Raw genomic sequence first — 17,260 nt, 5'->3', positions numbered from 1 at the left:
CCCTGTTATTTTTCGCCATTATCGTCGTCAGCGGCTATCTTCAAAGCACACTGACGGAGATTAACGACGCATGCCTGACCTTTCACGCAGAGACATCCTGCGGGCTGCCGCCATCGGATCGGCGTTCTCGCTGTTGCCCGCCTCGATTCGCAAAGCACTGGCCATTCCCGCCAACAACCGCACCGGCACCCTGCGCGACGTCGAACACGTGGTGATCCTGATGCAGGAGAACCGCTCTTTCGACCATTACTTCGGCACTCTGCCGGGCGTGCGCGGCTTCAGCGATCGCTTTACCATTCCATTGCCCGGCGATCGCCATGTCTGGCAACAACAGGGCGCCGAACGGCTGGTGCTGCCCTACCACCTGGACAGCAAACGCGGCAACGCCCAGCGTGTCACCGGCACGCCGCATTCGTGGGTGGATGAGCAAGCCGCCTGGGATCACGGCCGCATGAGCGCCTGGCCCACCTACAAAACGCCGGCCTCGATGGGCTACTACCGCCAGCATGAGCTGCCGTTCCAGTTCGCGCTGGCCAACGCCTTTACTCTATGCGACGCCTATCACTGCGCCATTCACGCCGGCACCAACACCAACCGGCTGTTCCACTGGACCGGCACCAACGGCCCGTCCGCCGCCGACGTGGCGGTGGTGGTCAACGAATGGGACAGCCCCGGCCCGGCGGAGATCGGCTACCAGTGGACAACCTATCCGGAACGGCTGGAGGCGAGCGGCGTCAGCTGGAAGGTGTATCAATTCCTGCCGGACAACTTTACCGACAACCCGCTGGCGGGTTTTCGCCAATACCGCGCCGCCAGCATTCAGGTGGGCAATCCGGCGCGGCCGCCGAAGGACTTCAACGCCTTCGTGCACTATCGCGATGCGCTTAACGAGGCCGCGCCGCTGTACAAAGGCAACGGCAACACCCTGCCGGCCGCCGACGGCAACGATCTGGACGCCATGCTGGCCGGGTTCCGCTCCGACATACAGCAGGGCAAACTGCCGCAGGTCAGCTGGATCATCGCGCCGGCAGCCTATTCGGAACACCCCGATCCCTCCAGCCCGGTGCAGGGCGGCTGGTTCACCCAAGAGATCCTCAACGCGCTGACCGACAACCCGGAGGTGTGGAGTAAAACCGTCCTGCTGGTCAACTACGACGAAAACGACGGCTTTTTTGACCATATGCCTTCGCCTTCCGCGCCGTCGCTGCGCGAAGACGGCAGCTTCGCCGGTAAATCGACGGTGCCGTTCGACACCGAGATCTTCCAGCACGTGGCGCCGCCCGGTTCGCAGGATCAACCGCCGCCGGACGGCCGCATCTACGGCCCCGGCCCGCGGGTGCCTATGCTGGTGCTGTCGCCCTGGAGCCGCGGCGGCTGGGTCAATTCGCAGGTCTTCGATCACACCTCGGTGCTGCAATTCCTGGAAAAGCGCTTTCAGGTGCATGAACCCAACATCAGCGCCTGGCGCCGCGCCGTGTGCGGCGATCTCACCTCGGCCTTCAACTTTGTCGACCCTAACGGCGAAGCGCTGCCGAGCCTGCCCGCCACCAGTCGCCACGCCGCCGATGGCCTGCGCCAGCGCCAGGAACAGCTGCCGCAGGTACCGCTGCCACCGCTCGCCCACCAACGTTTGCCCCACCAACGCCGGCTGGCGCGCCCTTCCCGCGCGCTGCCTTATCAGCTGCACGTTGAAGCCACCGTCGCGGCCGAGCATCGCCGCGTGACGTTGAATCTGTTCAATACCGGCGAACAAGGGGCTGTGTTTCACGTCTACGACCAACGGGATCTGACGCAGATCCCGCGTCGCTATACCGTCGAGGCCGGCAAGGCGGTCAGCGACGACTGGCAAACGGAGAATGAGTACCATCTGTGGCTGCTCGGCCCGAACGGCTTTCATCGTGAGCTGCGCGGCGCCCTGAACCGGCCGCAGCCGGAGGTGCGTTTGCGCCCGACGGGCCGCAGCCTGCAGCTGCAGCTGAACAATCCGGGCACCGAAGCGATAGCGGTTACCCTCGAACGCTGCCCCTATACGCAGCAGGGCCCGTGGCACATCACGCTGCCGGCGGACGGTAGCCACCAGCAAACGTTTGACGCCCGCGCCAGCGGCGGTTGGTATGACCTTACGTTGCAAAGCCACGGAGGCTGGCTGCGTCGCCTGGCGGGGCGGCTTGAGGACGGCGAGCACAGTGTCAGCGACCCGCTGATGGGGCAGGAGTAACCGCTCGGCATCAAGGGAGTTCAAAAAGCGAAAGGATATCGCTTATCATTGCGTTCTCGTTCTTCGCCGATTACCCAAGGATCTTCATGCCCGCTGTCCTTATCGTTAAAGCCGGCCGCTGGTTGGCCGCCTGTGTGTTGCTATTGGCTGGCGCCGCTCAAGCCGCGCCGATCGTCGTCACCGATGTCGCCGGCCGCCAGGTCACCCTGCCGCAACCGGCCAAACGCGTTATTCTGGCCGACGCTCGCGCGCTGCTGGCGCTGAATATTCTGCACCCGCAGCAGCCGCTGAAAAACATCATCGCCTGGGACAACTCGCTGAAGGTCAAAGCGCCGGACCTGGTTGAAGCCTACGCGAAAAAATTTCCGCAGGTCATGCAAATCCCTACCTTCGACAATCCCTACACCAGTGATTTCAGCGTGGAAAGTGCGGTGGTGCGCCAACCGGATCTGATCATTTTCGACATCGGCCTGCTGAGCAAATTGAAAGACAGCGGCGTACTGACCCAGCTGGAAAAAGTTGGCATCCCGGTGGTGATCATCGATTTTCGCCAGCAGCCGCTGACCAATACCGTCGCCAGCATGACGCTGTTGGGTAAAGTGTTTGACGAGCAGCCCAACGCCGACGCCTTTATCCGTCTCTATCAGCAGCGCCTCGAACTGGTGCGGCAGCGGGTCGCTACGCTGAAGCCGGAGCAACGCCCCAGCGTCTTTATCGAGCGCAGCGCCGGCATCAAAGGCGAACAGTGCTGCAACACCTTCGGCAAAGGCAGCTTCGGGCAGTTCATCGATACCGCCGGCGGCAACAATATCGGCAGTAAGCTGTTTTCAGACATGGGCGGTGAAGTGAATGTCGAGCAGGTGATTAGCAGCACCCCGGATTTCTATCTGCTGACCGGCGCCGACTGGAGCCGCGGGCATCGCGGCACGCTGGCGGTGCCGCTGGGTTACACCACCGATATGGCCACCAGCCAAAAGAAACTGGCGCATCTGCTGGATCGCACCGGCATTAACGTGCTGAAAGCGGTGAAAGAAAAACGCGTGATGGCGATTTACCATCAATTTTACGACACGCCACTTAACTTTATCGCCGTTGAGGCGATCGCCAAATTCCTGCACCCGGCGCTGTTTAAAGATATTGATCCGCAAGCGGATATCGAAATGGTGCACCAGAAATTCACCGCGCTGGATTACAGCGGCGTCTTCTGGCTTACGCCGCAATAACCCCCGCCAGGGCCCGCCAGCCGGGCCCTGGTTCTCGCATTCATTATTTAGTTACCCGCTTAACTATCCCGTAACAATTCTATTTACTTGCCAATAATTATCATTAAGATTGTCTTTTCTAAAAAAACACATCCGGGTCTGAAACTCTTAAGGCATTATTATGTCACCTCTTTTTCGGCTTTCTCTGCTGACGGCTTCCATCGCTGTCGCGTTCCCTGTCCTTGCTACTGATAATTCATCTCAAAACGATACCGACACCGTGACCGTCGTCGGCAACTGGCTGGACAACCCTGATACCAGTTCGGTGCTGCTCAACCATCCGGGCGCGCGTTCCATCGTCACCCAGCAGCAGATGCACGAGCAAGGCGACCAGACCATCGCCGATAGCCTGCGCGGCGTGCCCGGCGTGCAGGTGCGCGACAGCAACGGCACCGGCGGCAGCGACATCTCGCTCAACGTCGGTGTGCGCGGCCTGACTTCGCGTCTTTCTCCACGCTCCACCATTCTGATGGACGGCGTCCCGCTGGCGGTCGCGCCTTACGGCCAGCCGCAGCTGTCGATGGCTCCGTTGTCTATCGGTAATCTGCAATCGGTGGACGTGGTGCGCGGCGGCGGCGCAGTCCGCTACGGGCCGCAGAACGTCGGCGGCGTGATCAACTTCGTTACCCGAGACATTCCCAAAACGTTTGGCGGCACCGCCAGCGTTCAAACCCAGGGCGCCAGCCACGGCGGCCTGAAGACCCTAACCAGCGCCTCCGTGGGCGGCACCGCAGACAACGGCTTCGGCGCCGAGTTGCTCTACTCCGGCCTGCACGGCCAGGGTTACCGCGACAACAACGACAACACCGACATCGACGATTTCATGCTGAAAACGCGTTATGCGTTTACCGATCGCGACGAACTGTTGGCCAATTTCCACTACTACGACGCCAAAGCCGGCATGCCGGGCGGGCTGAGCACCGCGCAGTACGCGCAGAACCCGTTCCAGTCCACGCGGCCGTGGGACCAGTTCGAAGGCCGCCGCAAGGATATGTCGTTCAAGTACAAACATCAGGAAGACGACAAGCAGTTCGAGGTGTTGACCTACTTCACCGACAGCTACCGCGGCAGCAACATCGAATCGGAAGGCACCGGCAAAAACGCGGGCCAGCGGCGCATGGTCTCCTATCCGCGTCACTATTCAACCTGGGCTATCGAACCAAGCTATTCGCAGGTCTTCCGCTTCTGGGATATGGCGCACGAGATCACCCTCGGTTACCGTTACCTGAATGAAACCATGGATGAAAAGGCGTCGCGTTCGGCCTGGTATAATCCGGCGAATATCGACTCGACGCCGGATACCCCGGACTATTACCAGCACACCTCCGGCGGCACCGCAGCCAACGCGTTCTATATCGACGACACCATCAACGTCGGCAACTGGACGATCACGCCGGGCCTGCGTTATGAAAGCATTCGCACCCACGTGGACGATTCGTTCAACAACATCAGCCGCGAGAAAAGCTACAGCGAACCGCTGCCGTCCTTGAACGTGATGTACCACCTGTCCGACGCCTGGAAACTGTTCGCCAACGCCAACACATCGTTCGGCAGCATGCAGTATTTCCAACTGACCAAAGGCGGCAACGGCAACCAACCTGCGCCGGGGCTGACGGCGGAAAAAGCGCACACCTATGAATTCGGCACCCGCTACGACGATACCGTGGTCAAAGCCGAAGCCACGCTGTTCTACATCGACTTCGATAACCAGCTGCAGTACATCAGCAACGACGTGGGCTGGACCAATATGGGCGCCACCAAGCATAAAGGCATCGAGCTGGCGCTCAGCTACGATCTCAGCGAGCTGAACCGGGCGCTCGACGGTGCCAGCGTCTACACCAGCTATACCTACACCAAAGCCAGCACCGACAAGGGCGACTTCGCCGGTAAAGATCTGCCGTTCTACTCGCGCCAGGTGTATACCGTCGGCACTCGCTACGCCACCGGCAGCTGGGTATGGAATCTGGACGGTTACGCACAGTCCAAACAGCATTCGCCGGGCACCGGGCCGGAGTACGTCACGCAGGAAAGCGCCGATGGTCAGTTCGGCGATATCGCCGGTTACATGGTGTGGAATATGCGCGGGGAATATAATTTCGGGCCGCAGCTATCGAACCTGACGCTGGGCGCCGGGGTGAAAAACCTGTTCGACCAGCGCTACTTCACCCGCTCCAACGACAATAACTTCGGCAAGTACGTCGGCGAACCGCGCACTTTCTTCGTGCAGGGATCGATCGCTTTCTGACGCGCCAGCGCCCACCACAGGCGCTTCGCTCATCAAACCGCCCGACCGAATCGCGGGCGGTTTTCCCGCATCTTGCCCATCCTGTTTTTGATCTTCCTCACTGACCAAGCAACTTGGAGCATTATTTCATTGCCTTGCTAAACCGGTTCTTCTATTTTAGCACCCCATCTGACAAGGACAAAAACAGGGATTAAGCATGATGAATCGCGTATGGGTACTGGGTGACGCCGTGATCGACCTGGTGCCGGAAAATGCCAACGGTTATCTCAAATGCCCCGGCGGCGCGCCGGCTAACGTGGCGGTGGGCATCGTCCGGCTCGGTGGCGACAGCGCCTTTATCGGGCGGGTGGGGCAAGACGGCTTCGGTGCCTTTTTGCAGCAGGTGCTGAGCGATGAAGGGGTGGATATCGGCCATATGCGGCCAGACCCCGAACACCACACCTCCACGGTCGTGGTGGATCTCGATCAGCAGGGTGAGCGCTCATTCACGTTTATGGTGCAGCCCAGCGCCGATCTGTTTTTGCAGCCTGACGATCTGCCGGATTTCCAACGGGGGGAATGGCTGCACCTCTGCTCCATCGCGCTCTCGCAGGAGCCCAGCCGCAGCGCGGCCTTTGCCGCGATGGAACGCATCCGGGCGGCCGGTGGCCGGGTCAGTTTCGATCCCAACATCCGCGAAGAGGTCTGGCGCCAGCCGGAAGCGCTGCGCCCCTGCCTGCAAAAGGCGCTGCTGCTGGCGGACGTGGTGAAACTGTCGCGCGAAGAGCTGGCTTTCATCAGCCATCTTGACGATCTGGAGAACGCCATTCGCTGGATGATGCAAACCTATCCGCTGCGCCTGCTGCTGGTGACACTGGGCGGCGACGGCGTCTATGTGCATGACGGCCAACGGCTGCGTCATTTCCGCGCGGCGCCTGTCGTTCCGGTCGATACCACCGGCGCCGGCGACGCCTTCGTCGCCGGGCTGTTAGCGGCGCTGGCACGCCTTCACGAATTGCCGCAGGAAGCGCAGTGGCCGGCGGTTATCGCCCAGGCTCAGGCCTGCGGCGCGCTGGCCACCACCGCCAAAGGGGCCATGACCGCCCTGCCCCACGCCGACGAGCTGGCGGCTTTCCTCCGTTGATCCTCTGCATCCACGGCGATCCTCAGGTTCGCCGTGGTCTTTTGCCCACGATTTGCGCGCTCGATCACAATAGCTGAATCGGGTTAGCTAACTGAGTTGCCAGCTCGCCTCCCTCTCGTTATCTTTCGCCATGAAAAACCGGTTTAGCAATTTAGCAAACAATAATAACAACCCTTACCCGGATGATAGAGGATGATGAAAAAACTCAGCTATTTGGCGATAACAACAGGGCTTTTCCTCTCCGCTTCCAGCGCAGCGGCATCGGGCAGCGGCGGCATCGAGGCGCGCCTCAACGCCCTGGAACACCGTCTGGCGCAGGCGGAACGGCGCGCCGCACAGGCTGAAACCCGCGCGACGGCGGCGGAACGCCGGGCGCAACAGCTGGAACAGCGTACCGCCAGCGCCGAGCGGCAAACCGCGCAGGTCGCGCAGCGCGCCGCCGCGTTGAAAACGCAATCCCCCTCGACCGGCGCACTGAAACTGAACGGCTTCAACGATCTGAAGCTGTACGGCGACGTGGAGTTCAACCTGGACGGCGCCAGCCGCAGCGGCCAACTGACGTCGCTGAAAGGCAGCGACCACAAGGACTGGAAGCCCGGCAACAAAGAACGTTGGGATATCAACGGCCGCATTCTGGTCGGGCTGGACGGCTACCGCCGCAATCAGGACGGCAACTTCTCCGGCTTCAGCGTGCAGCCGCTGGCGGACATGACCGGCAAAATGAATCTGGACGACGCCGCCTTCTTCTTCGGCAATGAAAAGAACTGGCAAACCAAAATCGGCCGCTTTGAAGCCTACGACATGTTCCCGCTGAATCAGGACACCTTCATTCAATACTCCGGCAATACCGCCAACGATCTGTACGCCGACGGCTTCGGCTATATCTACATGATGAAAGAAGGCCGCGGCCGCAGCAGCAGCGGCGGCAACCTGATGTTGAGCAAATACGCCGGTGATGTCTATATCGAGCTGAACACGCTGGTGGAGGACGGCACTTCGCTGTTCCAGGACAACAGCTACCACGGCAACGCCCTGGACAATAAGAAAAACGTCGCCTATTTGCGCCCGGTGATCGCCTGGAAAAAAGACGCCTTCAGCATCGCGGCGGCAATGGAAAGCAACGTGGTGAATAACGCCTACGGTTATCAGGACGGCCAGGGCCGCTTCGTCGATCAGTCCAAGCGCAACGGCTACGGCATGACGATGAGCTGGAACAACAGCGCCGCCGATCCCGACAACGGCGTGGTGGCCAACCTGAGCACCGCCTATCTGGATGCGTCAGGCGAGCAAGACTTTACCGCCGGCGTGAACGTGCTGTGGCGGCGCTTCGAACTGGGTTATATCTATGCCCATAACAATATCAAAGAGTTCAATACCGCCGGGATCGCCGCCGATATCCACAACCCGCTTAGCGAACCGGGCAACTACGACATCCACACCGTTCATGCGTCGTATCAGATACCTAACATTATGAATATGAAGAATTTCAATTTGTATTTGGGGGCCTATGTCTCGCTGCTGGAAGCCAACGCCGACAACAAGATAGTCAACGGCGACAACGACCAACGTTACGGCATGCGCGCCAGATTCAAGTATTTCTTCTGACATCGATTCACGTCGCTGCGCCGCAAACTGCGCAGCGGCATTTTTATTTAGCAAGGGGACAACATGGACATTACCGCAACCGCCAACGCGCTGTTGCCGCTGCTCGGCGGTAAAGAGAATATCGCCAGCGCCGCCCACTGCGCCACGCGCCTGCGCCTGGTACTGGTGGACGATAGCAAAGTGGATAAAGAGGCCATCGGCAAACTGGACGGCGTCAAAGGCTGCTTCAGCAACGCCGGCCAGATCCAGGTGATCTTCGGCACCGGGCTGGTCAACAAGGTGCATGCGGAATTCATCAAGGCGGCGGGCGTCAGTGAATCCAGCAAGGCCGAAGCCGCCGATATCGCGGCGAAAAAGCTCAACCCGCTGCAGCGCATCGCCCGCCTGCTGTCGAACATCTTCGTGCCGATCATCCCGGCGATCGTCGCGTCCGGCCTGTTGATGGGGCTGCTCGGCATGGTGAAAACCTATGGCTGGGCCGATGCCAACAGCGCGCTGTTCATCATGCTGGATATGTTCAGCTCGGCGGCGTTCATTATTCTGCCGATTCTGATCGGCTTCACCGCCGCACGCGAATTTGGCGGCAACCCCTACCTGGGCGCCACGCTCGGCGGCATTTTGACGCATCCGGCGCTGACCAACGCCTGGGGCGTCGCCGGAGGGTTCCACACCATGAACTTCTTCGGTCTGGACATCGCCATGATCGGCTATCAGGGCACAGTGTTCCCGGTGCTGCTGACGGTGTGGTTCATGAGCGTGCTGGAGAAACGGCTGCGCAAAGTGATCCCCAACGCGCTCGATCTGATCCTGACGCCGTTCCTGACGGTGGTGATCTCAGGCTTTGTCGCTCTGCTGTTTATCGGCCCCGCCGGCCGCGCGTTGGGCGACGGCATCTCCTTCGTGCTCAGCACGCTGATTGCCCATGCGGGGTGGTTCGCCGGGCTGCTGTTCGGCGGCCTCTATTCCGCTATCGTCATCACCGGCATCCACCACAGCTTCCACGCGGTAGAGGCCGGGCTGCTCGGCAACCCCAATATCGGCGTCAACTTCCTGCTGCCCATCTGGTCGATGGCCAACATCGCTCAAGGCGGCGCCTGCCTGGCGGTGTATTTCAAAACTCGCGATGCCAAAATCAAAGCCATCGCGGTGCCTTCAGCCTTTTCCGCCATGCTCGGCATCACCGAGGCGGCGCTGTTCGGCATCAACCTGCGCTTTGTGAAACCGTTCCTGGCGGCGCTGGCGGGCGGCGCGCTCGGCGGCGCCTGGGTGGTAGCCAACCATGTCGGCATGAACGCGGTCGGGCTGACGGCGATCCCCGGCATGGCGATCGTGCAAGCCAGCTCGCTGGTCAGCTATATCATCGGCCTGGCGATCGCGTTTGGCAGCGCCTTCGTGCTCTCCCTGCTGCTGAAATACAACACGGACGCGCAATGATGGAAGAACTCAGCTTAATCAAACAGGCGCTGCGGGCGGTCATGAACGGCCTGCCAGAGGCGCTGCGCGATCCGCACCGCCCGGCGTGGCATCTGGCGCCCAGCGTCGGTCTGCTGAACGATCCCAACGGCTTTATCCAACACAACGGCGTTTACCACCTGTTCTATCAGTGGAATCCGCTGGGTTGCGATCATCGCAACAAGTGCTGGGGACACTGGCAGTCGATCGATTTAGTGCATTGGGAACATCTGCCGATCGCCCTGGCGCCAGGCGCCTGTTACGACAGCCACGGCTGTTACTCCGGCTCGGCGGTGGTAGCGGAAGACAAAATCACGCTGATCTATACCGGCAACGTGAAATTCCCCGGCGGCTCACGCACCGCTTACCAATGCCTGGCTCAGGAAAGCGATCGGGGCGAATACCGCAAACTCGGGCCGGTGCTGCCGCTGCCGGAGGGCTACAGCGGCCACGTACGCGACCCGAAAGTGTGGCGGCATCAGGATGCCTGGTACATGGTGCTCGGCGCGCGTGACTTGCAGGATCGCGGCAAGGTGCTGCTGCTGCGTTCCAGCGATCTGCGCGACTGGCAAGCGCTGGGTGAGATCGCCGGTTCCGGCCTGAACGACCTGGGCGAATTCGGCTACATGTGGGAGTGCCCGGATCTGTTCGCGCTGGACGGCAGCGACGTGTTGATCTGCTGCCCGCAGGGGCTGGCGCCGCAGCCGGAACGCTACCTCAACCGTTATCAGGCCGGCTATCTGCTCGGCAAGCTGGATTATCGGCAGGCGGCCTTCAGCCACGGCGAATTTCACGAGCTGGACGCCGGCTTCGAGTTCTACGCGCCCCAGACAACGCTGGCGGAAGATGGCCGCCGCCTGCTGTTCGCCTGGATGGGCGTGCCCGAGCAAGATGAAGAAGCCCATCCGACGCGCCGTTATGGCTGGATACATACCATGACCTGCCCACGCGAGCTGTCGCTGCGGCATGGCCGCCTCCACCAGCGCCCGGCGCGCGAGTTGCAACAGCTGCGCGGCGAGCGAGAAGACTGGCGAGGCCGCGCCGATGACGCCCCCGCCTATGCGCTGGGCGCCGCGGAGCTGCAGCTGACGCCGCAGGGCGCGTTCAGCGCCGCCTTTGGCGACGCGATGATGCTGAACTGGGACGGCGAGCGGCTGCAGCTGACGCGCGCCTCTCTGGCCGACGGCCGGCCGGAGCACCGTTACTGGCGCGGCCCGGTCACGCATCTGCAGCTGCTGTTCGATCGCTCCAGCATGGAAATCTTCATCAACCACGGCGAGGCGGTGATGAGCGCGCGCTACTTCCCGGCAGGTGAACCGCAACTGCGGCTGAACGGGAGCGCAGCGCTGGCGTTGGAATACTGGCCGCTGACGCCATGCATGCTAGAATGACGCATCCTCCGATGACTTCAGATGGCGTCAGTGAAAAAAAATAAACGCATTACCATCAGTGACATCGCCACGCTGGCCGGGGTGTCGAAATCGACCGCCAGCCTGGTGCTGAACGGCCGCAGCAAGGAATACCGGGTGTCCGACGACACCCGCGATCGCATTCTGGCGCTGGCGCACGAACACCATTATCAGCCCAGCATCCACGCCCGCTCTTTGCGCTCCAACCGCAGCCACACGCTGGGGCTGGTGGTACCGGAGATGACCAACTACGGCTTTGCGGTGATCTCGCGCGAGCTGGAAACGCTGTGCCGCGAAGCCGGTCTGCAGCTGTTGATCGCCTGCACCGATGAAAACCCGGCGCAGGAGATGATGGCGGTGAACAGTCTGGTGCAGCGGCAAGTCGACGGCCTGATCGTCGCCTCCAGCCAGTTGAACGACGCGGAATACCAGAAGATCAACGTCGGGCTGCCGGTGGTGCAGATGGACCGCCTGATCGCCGGTTCCGAGCTGCCGCTGGTGATCACCGACTCGGTTAATGCGACCGCCGACCTGGTGGAAAAGGTCGCGCGCCAACATCCGGATGAGATCTATTTTCTCGGCGGGCAGCCGCGCATTTCACCGACCCGCGATCGGCTGGCCGGCTTCCAGCTTGGCCTGGAGCGCGCCGGCGTAACGTGCAAACCGGAATGGATCATCAACGGCAGTTACCACCCCAGCTCGGGTTACGAGATGTTCGCTCAGCTGTGCGCACAGCTGGGGCGTCCGCCCAAAGCGCTGTTCACCGCCGCCTGCGGCCTGCTGGAAGGGGTGTTGCGTTATCTGACGCAGCATCAGCTGATGGAGAGCGACATCCACCTGTGCAGCTTCGACGATCACTACCTGTTCGATTGCATGACGCTGAAGATAGACACGGTCGCCCAAGACTGCCGGGCGCTGGCGCAGCATAGCTTCGACCAGGTTACCGCGCTCATCGACGAGCGGCCGCTGGAACAGCATGCGCTTTATCTGCCGGGCCGCATCCACTGGCGCCATGCCGGTTCCCAGGCTTTGTTGGCCGGGGAGTGATATTTCTGAATCAATAAAAAAGGGCGCCTGAGCGCCCTTTATCGTTTTACTGCCGCTACTTGGCGGCGCCTTCCATGCCCACCAGCCCCACTTTCAGGTAGCCGGCTTTACGCAGGGTGTCCATCACGCTCATCAGCGTTTCATAGTCCACGCTCTTGTCCGCCTGGAAGAAGATGGTGGTTTCTTTGTTCGCCTGAGTGCGTTGATCCAGCACCGAAGTCAGCTGATCGGCATTCACCGGCTGATCGCCAACGTAGAGCTGCTTATCGGCCTTCACCGACAGGAACACCGGTTTTTCCGGCCGCGGCTGCGGTTTGGCGGAAGAAGCCGGCAGATCGACGCGAATATCTACCGTTGCCAACGGCGCGGCCACCATAAAGATGATCAACAGCACCAACATAACGTCGATAAACGGCGTCACGTTGATTTCATGCAGTTCGCCGCTGTCGTCCAGATCTTCATTTAAGCGCATCGCCATGACTCACCCCGCCCGCAGTTGGTGTGCGTGCTGTGAGCGCTTGGCTTCCGCCGTCGCGGCCAGATCCAGATCGCGGCCCTGCAGCAGCAAGACCTGCGCCGCCACATCGCCCACCTGGGCACGGTGGCCGCTGATGACGCGGGCGAAGATGTTGTAGATAACGACGGCTGGGATCGCCGCCACCAGGCCCATCGCAGTCGCCAGCAGCGCCTCTGCGATGCCCGGCGCCACGACCGCCAGGTTGGTGGTCTGCGAATGGGCGATGCCGATAAAGCTGTTCATGATGCCCCACACGGTACCGAACAGGCCGACGAACGGCGAGATGGCGCCGATGGTGGCCAAGAAGCCGTTGCCGCGGCCCATGTTGCGGCTGTAGGCCGCCACGCGGCGCTCGAGGCGGAAACCGGTGCGTTCCTTGATGCCATTGTTGTCGTTGGATTCCGCAGACAGCTCCAGCTCATTTTGCGCATCGTTCAGCAGTACCGCACTGACGCTCTCCGGGGAGAAGTTTTGCGCCAGTTCGGAAGCCTCATCCAGCGAGCGCGCTTCGGCCAGCGCCAGCTGCTCGCGGCGCAAACGGCGCTTGGCGCGCAGCAGTTCGCTGCCTTTGGCGAACAGAATGGTCCAGGTCACGATAGACGCCAGCACCAGGCCGATCATCACCGCTTTCACCACCGCGTCGGCGTGCTGGTACATGCCCCAAATGGACAGGTCCATGCCGCGGGTTTCCGGTGGCTGGATCGTCGGTGCCGGGTTCACCGGCGTGATGCTTTCCGGCGCGGCGGCTGCAGCAGGTGCAGGCGCGGTGGTCGGCGCAACGCTTTCGGTAACGGCCGGATTGGCCGCCGGCGCTGCCTGCGCGCTGCCGGCCAGCCCCACGACCAGCACCATAGAAGCCATCAGGCTGCGGCCGAAGGCCTTGCCCCACTGCGCCCGGCCCTGGCCGAACGATCCTTGATTTAAATTCTTGCCAGCCGTTTTCACGCTGTGCCTCCACCCATTACCGATCAAAATTAAGGAATAATTCAGCGTGCGATCATATCAAACCAACCGGGGATTGATAGTAGTTCTCATTATTATTTACCAAATAAACGAGAAAATTTTAGCCAACCCCGCCGCAAAGCGCCAATCCGCGCCCGTTCACCGCCAAACGCCCCTTTTATGGGGTTATTTCGTTACTTTTCTCCCACAACGGCGCAACAACGCCGCGCTGCCGAACGGCGTCTTGACCGAGGAATGGGCTTCTCTCTCGCCCCCCGGCAGAAGGATGAGGCGAGAAAGGCGTGCCCGGCAGCCAATTATAGCCGTTTCTGTATCTGGAAGTTAAAACGTCTGGATGGCTATATTAACTCATGCTAACGTAAGGGCTATCGTAAACGGGCACGTGCAGAGCAACCAGAGGTGAGCCAGGTACCATGACGTCAAAACACATCGAAACCACGCTGATCGGCGCCGGCCGCGGCAAACGCTACACCCAGGGCTCCGTCAATCCCGTCACGCAACGCGCCTCTTCTTTGGTTTTCGACTCCGTCGCCGCCAAAAAGCATGCCACCGCGCAGCGCGCCCACGGCGAGCTGTTTTACGGCCGACGCGGCACGCTGACCCACTTCGCCCTGCAGGATGCGATGGTGGAGCTGGAGGGCGGCGCCGGCTGCGTGCTGTACCCCTGCGGCGCAGCGGCGGTGGCCAATGCGATCCTGTCGTTCGTCGGCGCCGGCGATCACCTGCTGGTCACGGGTTCGGCGTACGAACCGACCCAGGATTTCTGCACCCATATCCTCGGCCGCATGAACGTCAGCACCACCTATTTCGATCCGCTGATCGGCGCCGACATCGCCACGCTGATCCAACCCAATACCCGCGTGGTGTTCCTGGAATCCCCCGGCTCCATCACCCTGGAAGTGCAGGACATTCCGGCGATGGTGCAGGCCATTCGCGCCGTGGCGCCGGAGGTGGTGATCATGATCGACAATACCTGGGCGGCGGGCGTGCTGTTCAAGGCGTTGGATTTCGACATCGACATTTCGATTCAGGCCGGCACCAAATACCTGATCGGCCATTCCGATTACATGCTCGGCACCGCCGTCGCCAACGCGCGCTGTTGGGATCGGCTGCGCGAGTACTCCTACCTGATGGGGCAAATGGTGGATGCCGACACCGCCTACATGGCGAGCCGCGGCCTGCGCACCCTGAGCGTACGCCTGAAGCAGCACGAACGCAGCAGCATCGAAGTCGCCCACTGGCTGGCGGCACGGCCGGAAGTGGCGACGGTCAATCACCCGGCCCTGCCCAGCTGCAAGGGCCACGAGTTCTACCGCCGCGACTTCAGCGGCTGCAACGGGCTGTTCTCTTTTGTGCTGAAAGAGCGGTTGGACGATGCGCAGTTGGCCGCCTACCTGGACAACTTCAGCCACTTCAGCATGGCCTACTCCTGGGGCGGCTTCGAGTCGCTGATCCTGGCCAACCAGCCGGAAGAGCTGGAAGCGATTCGCCCGGCGGGCGGCGTCGATTTCTCCGGCACGCTGGTGCGCCTGCACATCGGCCTGGAGAACGTCGAAGACCTGATCGCCGATCTGGCGGCCGGTTTCGATCGCCTCAACGTCGTGCGCTAAAGCGGATTCCGCTAATTTTCTTCGTCTCGTTTAATGTCGGCTTAAGCTATTAGCGGTACACTATCCGGGTAACTGTCAGATACGGTAACCGCCGCACCCTGGAGAACGTGACCCCGGGCGCAACCGGCATGCAACAGGACATAAAATGGATGTATTACGAGAGATTATTCATGCGCTTTGGCAGCAGGACTTTATTGCCCTCGCCGATCCAAGCGTAATTTGGGTGGTTTACGCCGTACTTTTCACCACTCTGTTTTTGGAAAACGGACTGCTGCCCGCCTCCTTCCTCCCCGGCGACAGCCTGCTGCTGCTGTCGGGCGCGCTGATCGCCAAAGGCGTGATGGGCTTTGCCCCCACCCTGCTGATTCTGACCGCCGCCGCCGGCCTCGGCTGCTGGCTGAGCTATATCCAGGGCCGCTGGCTGGGCCACACCGGCCTGGTGAAGGGCTGGTTGCTGCAGCTGCCGGCGCAATATCACCAACGCGCGCATAACCTGTTCAACCGCCACGGGCTGACGGCGCTGCTGATCGGCCGCTTCCTCGGCTTCGTGCGCACGCTGCTGCCGACCATGGCCGGCATTTCCGGGCTCAACAGCTCACGCTTCCAGGTGTTCAACTGGCTGAGCGCGGCGATCTGGGTTTGCGCGCTGGTGGGCCTTGGCTACGCTTTCAGCCAAATTCCGCTGGTGAAGCGCTACGAAAGCCAGGTGATGACCGGCCTGATGCTGCTGCCGCTGCTGCTGCTGTTCGTCGGCCTGCTGGGCGCCATGCTGGTCATTTGGCGTAAAAAGCGCGCCTCCTCCTGAGCCCGGCGCGCTACAGCGCCTTCTCGACCAACGCCAGACTGGCGGGCAACTTGCTCACCAGCGTATCCACCGCCAGCCGCACCTTCAGCGGCAGGTGAGGCGTGTGCGGCCACACCGCATGCGCTTCAAAGGCGGCGCCCGGCCGGTCGCGCAGCAAGCGCACCAGCGCCCCGCTCAACAGCTGCTCACGCACCAGCCAGCACGGCAGCCAGGCAATGCCGAACCCCGCCGTCGCCGCATCCGCAATCGCCTGCAGATCGTCCATTTGCAGCCGGTTAGTCGGCATCACTTCCTGCGGCTTGCCGTCGCTATCCAATACCAACCAGCTGCGCCGCGCACCGGCGCGCATATAGGTCACCGCCTCATGCTCCGCCAGCTGTTCGATGCTGTGCGGCTCGCCGCACCGCTGCAGATAGGCCGGCGAGGCACACAGCGTCATGCGATGATCGCCGATGCGGCGCGCCACCAGCCCGCCGCTGTTGGCCAGCGTGCCGTTGCGGATCGCCATGTCGAAGCCGTCCTCAATCAGATCCACCACCCGATCGTTGAACGACAGCTCCAGCTCCAGGCCCGGGTGCTCGCGCGTCAGCTCGGTCAACAGCGGCGCAATGCACATGCGGCCAAACAGCACCGGCATCGATACTCGCAGCCGGCCGCTGACCTGTCGCTTGCCCGACTCCAGCAGCGTTTCCGCGCTGCGGATCTCCTCCAGCGCCCGTAGGCAGCGCTCATAGAATAACGCGCCGTCGTCAGTCAGGCTCTGGCTGCGGGTGGTGCGATGAAACAGCCGCACGCCCAGCCGCTGTTCCAGCCGGGCGATGGTTTTCCCCACCGCCGAACGCGACAGGTGCAGCCGGCTGGCCGCCAACGCAAAACTGCCCGCCTCCACGGCGGTGACGAATACCGAAATGCCGCTCAATCGATCGCTCATGATTTGTCGCCCTGAAAGAAACAATCTTCGGAAATCTTATCGCCACTGGCGAACCTTCATCAACGATATTATC

13 protein-coding genes are annotated in these 17,260 nt (G+C 61.6%); 10 read left to right on the top strand and 3 right to left on the bottom strand.

All coding sequences use genetic code 11. The annotated features are described in order from the left end of the window. Positions 1 to 70: 70 nt before the first annotated feature. The 8 genes from ACJ8HT_RS15735 to ACJ8HT_RS15700 all read left to right on the top strand — a co-directional run bounded on the left by ACJ8HT_RS15735 (position 71) and on the right by ACJ8HT_RS15700 (position 12,361). A complete protein-coding gene (locus ACJ8HT_RS15735; protein ID WP_194571735.1) occupies positions 71 to 2,218 on the top strand; it encodes a phosphocholine-specific phospholipase C in 2,148 nt (715 codons plus the stop codon). An 86-nt stretch (positions 2,219 to 2,304) separates the two neighbouring features. Beyond that, positions 2,305 to 3,441: an ABC transporter substrate-binding protein gene (locus ACJ8HT_RS15730; RefSeq protein ID WP_197653003.1), complete on the top strand. Its 1,137-nt coding sequence runs from the start codon at positions 2,305 to 2,307 to the stop codon at positions 3,439 to 3,441. 160 nt (positions 3,442 to 3,601) lie between these two features. After that, entirely contained in the window at positions 3,602 to 5,725 is a 2,124-nt protein-coding gene (locus ACJ8HT_RS15725; RefSeq protein WP_141960270.1) for a TonB-dependent receptor family protein, read from the top strand. A 196-nt stretch (positions 5,726 to 5,921) separates the two neighbouring features. Next, positions 5,922 to 6,848 (top strand): aminoimidazole riboside kinase, encoded by a 927-nt coding sequence (locus ACJ8HT_RS15720; RefSeq protein ID WP_197653004.1) that lies wholly within the window; start codon positions 5,922 to 5,924, stop codon positions 6,846 to 6,848. Positions 6,849 to 7,043: 195 nt separating this feature from the next. After that, positions 7,044 to 8,453: a carbohydrate porin gene (locus ACJ8HT_RS15715; protein ID WP_197653093.1), complete on the top strand. Its 1,410-nt coding sequence runs from the start codon at positions 7,044 to 7,046 to the stop codon at positions 8,451 to 8,453. A gap of 63 nt (positions 8,454 to 8,516) precedes the next feature. Continuing rightward, entirely contained in the window at positions 8,517 to 9,887 is a 1,371-nt protein-coding gene (locus ACJ8HT_RS15710) for a sucrose-specific PTS transporter subunit IIBC (protein ID WP_049198446.1), read from the top strand. Beyond that, on the top strand, positions 9,887 to 11,296 hold the full coding sequence (locus ACJ8HT_RS15705) for a sucrose-6-phosphate hydrolase (RefSeq protein WP_197653094.1): 1,410 nt from the start codon (positions 9,887 to 9,889) through the stop codon (positions 11,294 to 11,296). The genes ACJ8HT_RS15710 and ACJ8HT_RS15705 overlap by 1 nt, the downstream gene beginning before the upstream one ends. A 21-nt stretch (positions 11,297 to 11,317) precedes the next feature. Further along, a complete protein-coding gene (locus tag ACJ8HT_RS15700) occupies positions 11,318 to 12,361 on the top strand; it encodes a substrate-binding domain-containing protein (protein WP_197653005.1) in 1,044 nt (347 codons plus the stop codon). Positions 12,362 to 12,416: 55 nt separating this feature from the next. On the opposite strand, the gene exbD is transcribed toward ACJ8HT_RS15700, so the two are convergent. Then, positions 12,417 to 12,839 (bottom strand): TonB system transport protein ExbD, encoded by a 423-nt coding sequence (gene exbD / locus ACJ8HT_RS15695; RefSeq protein ID WP_004937307.1) that lies wholly within the window; start codon positions 12,837 to 12,839, stop codon positions 12,417 to 12,419. A 3-nt stretch (positions 12,840 to 12,842) separates the two neighbouring features. Then, entirely contained in the window at positions 12,843 to 13,823 is a 981-nt protein-coding gene (gene exbB, locus ACJ8HT_RS15690; RefSeq protein WP_074181144.1) for a tol-pal system-associated acyl-CoA thioesterase, read from the bottom strand. Between the two features lie 431 nt (positions 13,824 to 14,254). Here exbB and metC point away from each other — a divergent pair, with 431 nt between their 5' ends. Next, positions 14,255 to 15,451 (top strand): cystathionine beta-lyase, encoded by a 1,197-nt coding sequence (metC, locus tag ACJ8HT_RS15685; protein ID WP_197653006.1) that lies wholly within the window; start codon positions 14,255 to 14,257, stop codon positions 15,449 to 15,451. A 145-nt stretch (positions 15,452 to 15,596) separates the two neighbouring features. Further along, positions 15,597 to 16,256 carry a DedA family protein gene (locus ACJ8HT_RS15680; protein WP_038879412.1) on the top strand — a complete coding sequence of 220 codons (660 nt, stop codon included), beginning with the start codon at positions 15,597 to 15,599 and terminating at the stop codon, positions 16,254 to 16,256. 10 nt (positions 16,257 to 16,266) lie between these two features. On the opposite strand, the gene ACJ8HT_RS15675 is transcribed toward ACJ8HT_RS15680, so the two are convergent. Further along, positions 16,267 to 17,187, bottom strand: a complete 921-nt coding sequence (locus ACJ8HT_RS15675) for a LysR substrate-binding domain-containing protein (RefSeq protein ID WP_197653007.1) — start codon at positions 17,185 to 17,187, stop codon at positions 16,267 to 16,269. Positions 17,188 to 17,260 lie beyond the last annotated feature (73 nt).

Source organism: Serratia sp. CY44782, from assembly GCF_052168715.1.
GTDB lineage: Bacteria > Pseudomonadota > Gammaproteobacteria > Enterobacterales > Enterobacteriaceae > Serratia > Serratia nevei.
The sequence above is the reverse complement of the archived record's forward strand: the minus strand, read 5'-3'. Positions and strand labels throughout refer to the sequence as shown.

Coding starts and splice junctions, on each gene's coding strand:
- ACJ8HT_RS15675 (WP_197653007.1), bottom strand. CDS start 17,187: ATGAGCGATCGATTGAGCGGCATTTCGGTATTCGTCACCGCCGTGGAG.
- metC (WP_197653006.1), top strand. CDS start 14,255: ATGACGTCAAAACACATCGAAACCACGCTGATCGGCGCCGGCCGCGGC.
- ACJ8HT_RS15720 (WP_197653004.1), top strand. CDS start 5,922: ATGATGAATCGCGTATGGGTACTGGGTGACGCCGTGATCGACCTGGTG.
- ACJ8HT_RS15710 (WP_049198446.1), top strand. CDS start 8,517: ATGGACATTACCGCAACCGCCAACGCGCTGTTGCCGCTGCTCGGCGGT.
- ACJ8HT_RS15730 (WP_197653003.1), top strand. CDS start 2,305: ATGCCCGCTGTCCTTATCGTTAAAGCCGGCCGCTGGTTGGCCGCCTGT.
- ACJ8HT_RS15680 (WP_038879412.1), top strand. CDS start 15,597: ATGGATGTATTACGAGAGATTATTCATGCGCTTTGGCAGCAGGACTTT.
- ACJ8HT_RS15725 (WP_141960270.1), top strand. CDS start 3,602: ATGTCACCTCTTTTTCGGCTTTCTCTGCTGACGGCTTCCATCGCTGTC.
- exbD (WP_004937307.1), bottom strand. CDS start 12,839: ATGGCGATGCGCTTAAATGAAGATCTGGACGACAGCGGCGAACTGCAT.
- ACJ8HT_RS15735 (WP_194571735.1), top strand. CDS start 71: ATGCCTGACCTTTCACGCAGAGACATCCTGCGGGCTGCCGCCATCGGA.
- ACJ8HT_RS15715 (WP_197653093.1), top strand. CDS start 7,044: ATGAAAAAACTCAGCTATTTGGCGATAACAACAGGGCTTTTCCTCTCC.
- ACJ8HT_RS15700 (WP_197653005.1), top strand. CDS start 11,318: ATGGCGTCAGTGAAAAAAAATAAACGCATTACCATCAGTGACATCGCC.
- ACJ8HT_RS15705 (WP_197653094.1), top strand. CDS start 9,887: ATGGAAGAACTCAGCTTAATCAAACAGGCGCTGCGGGCGGTCATGAAC.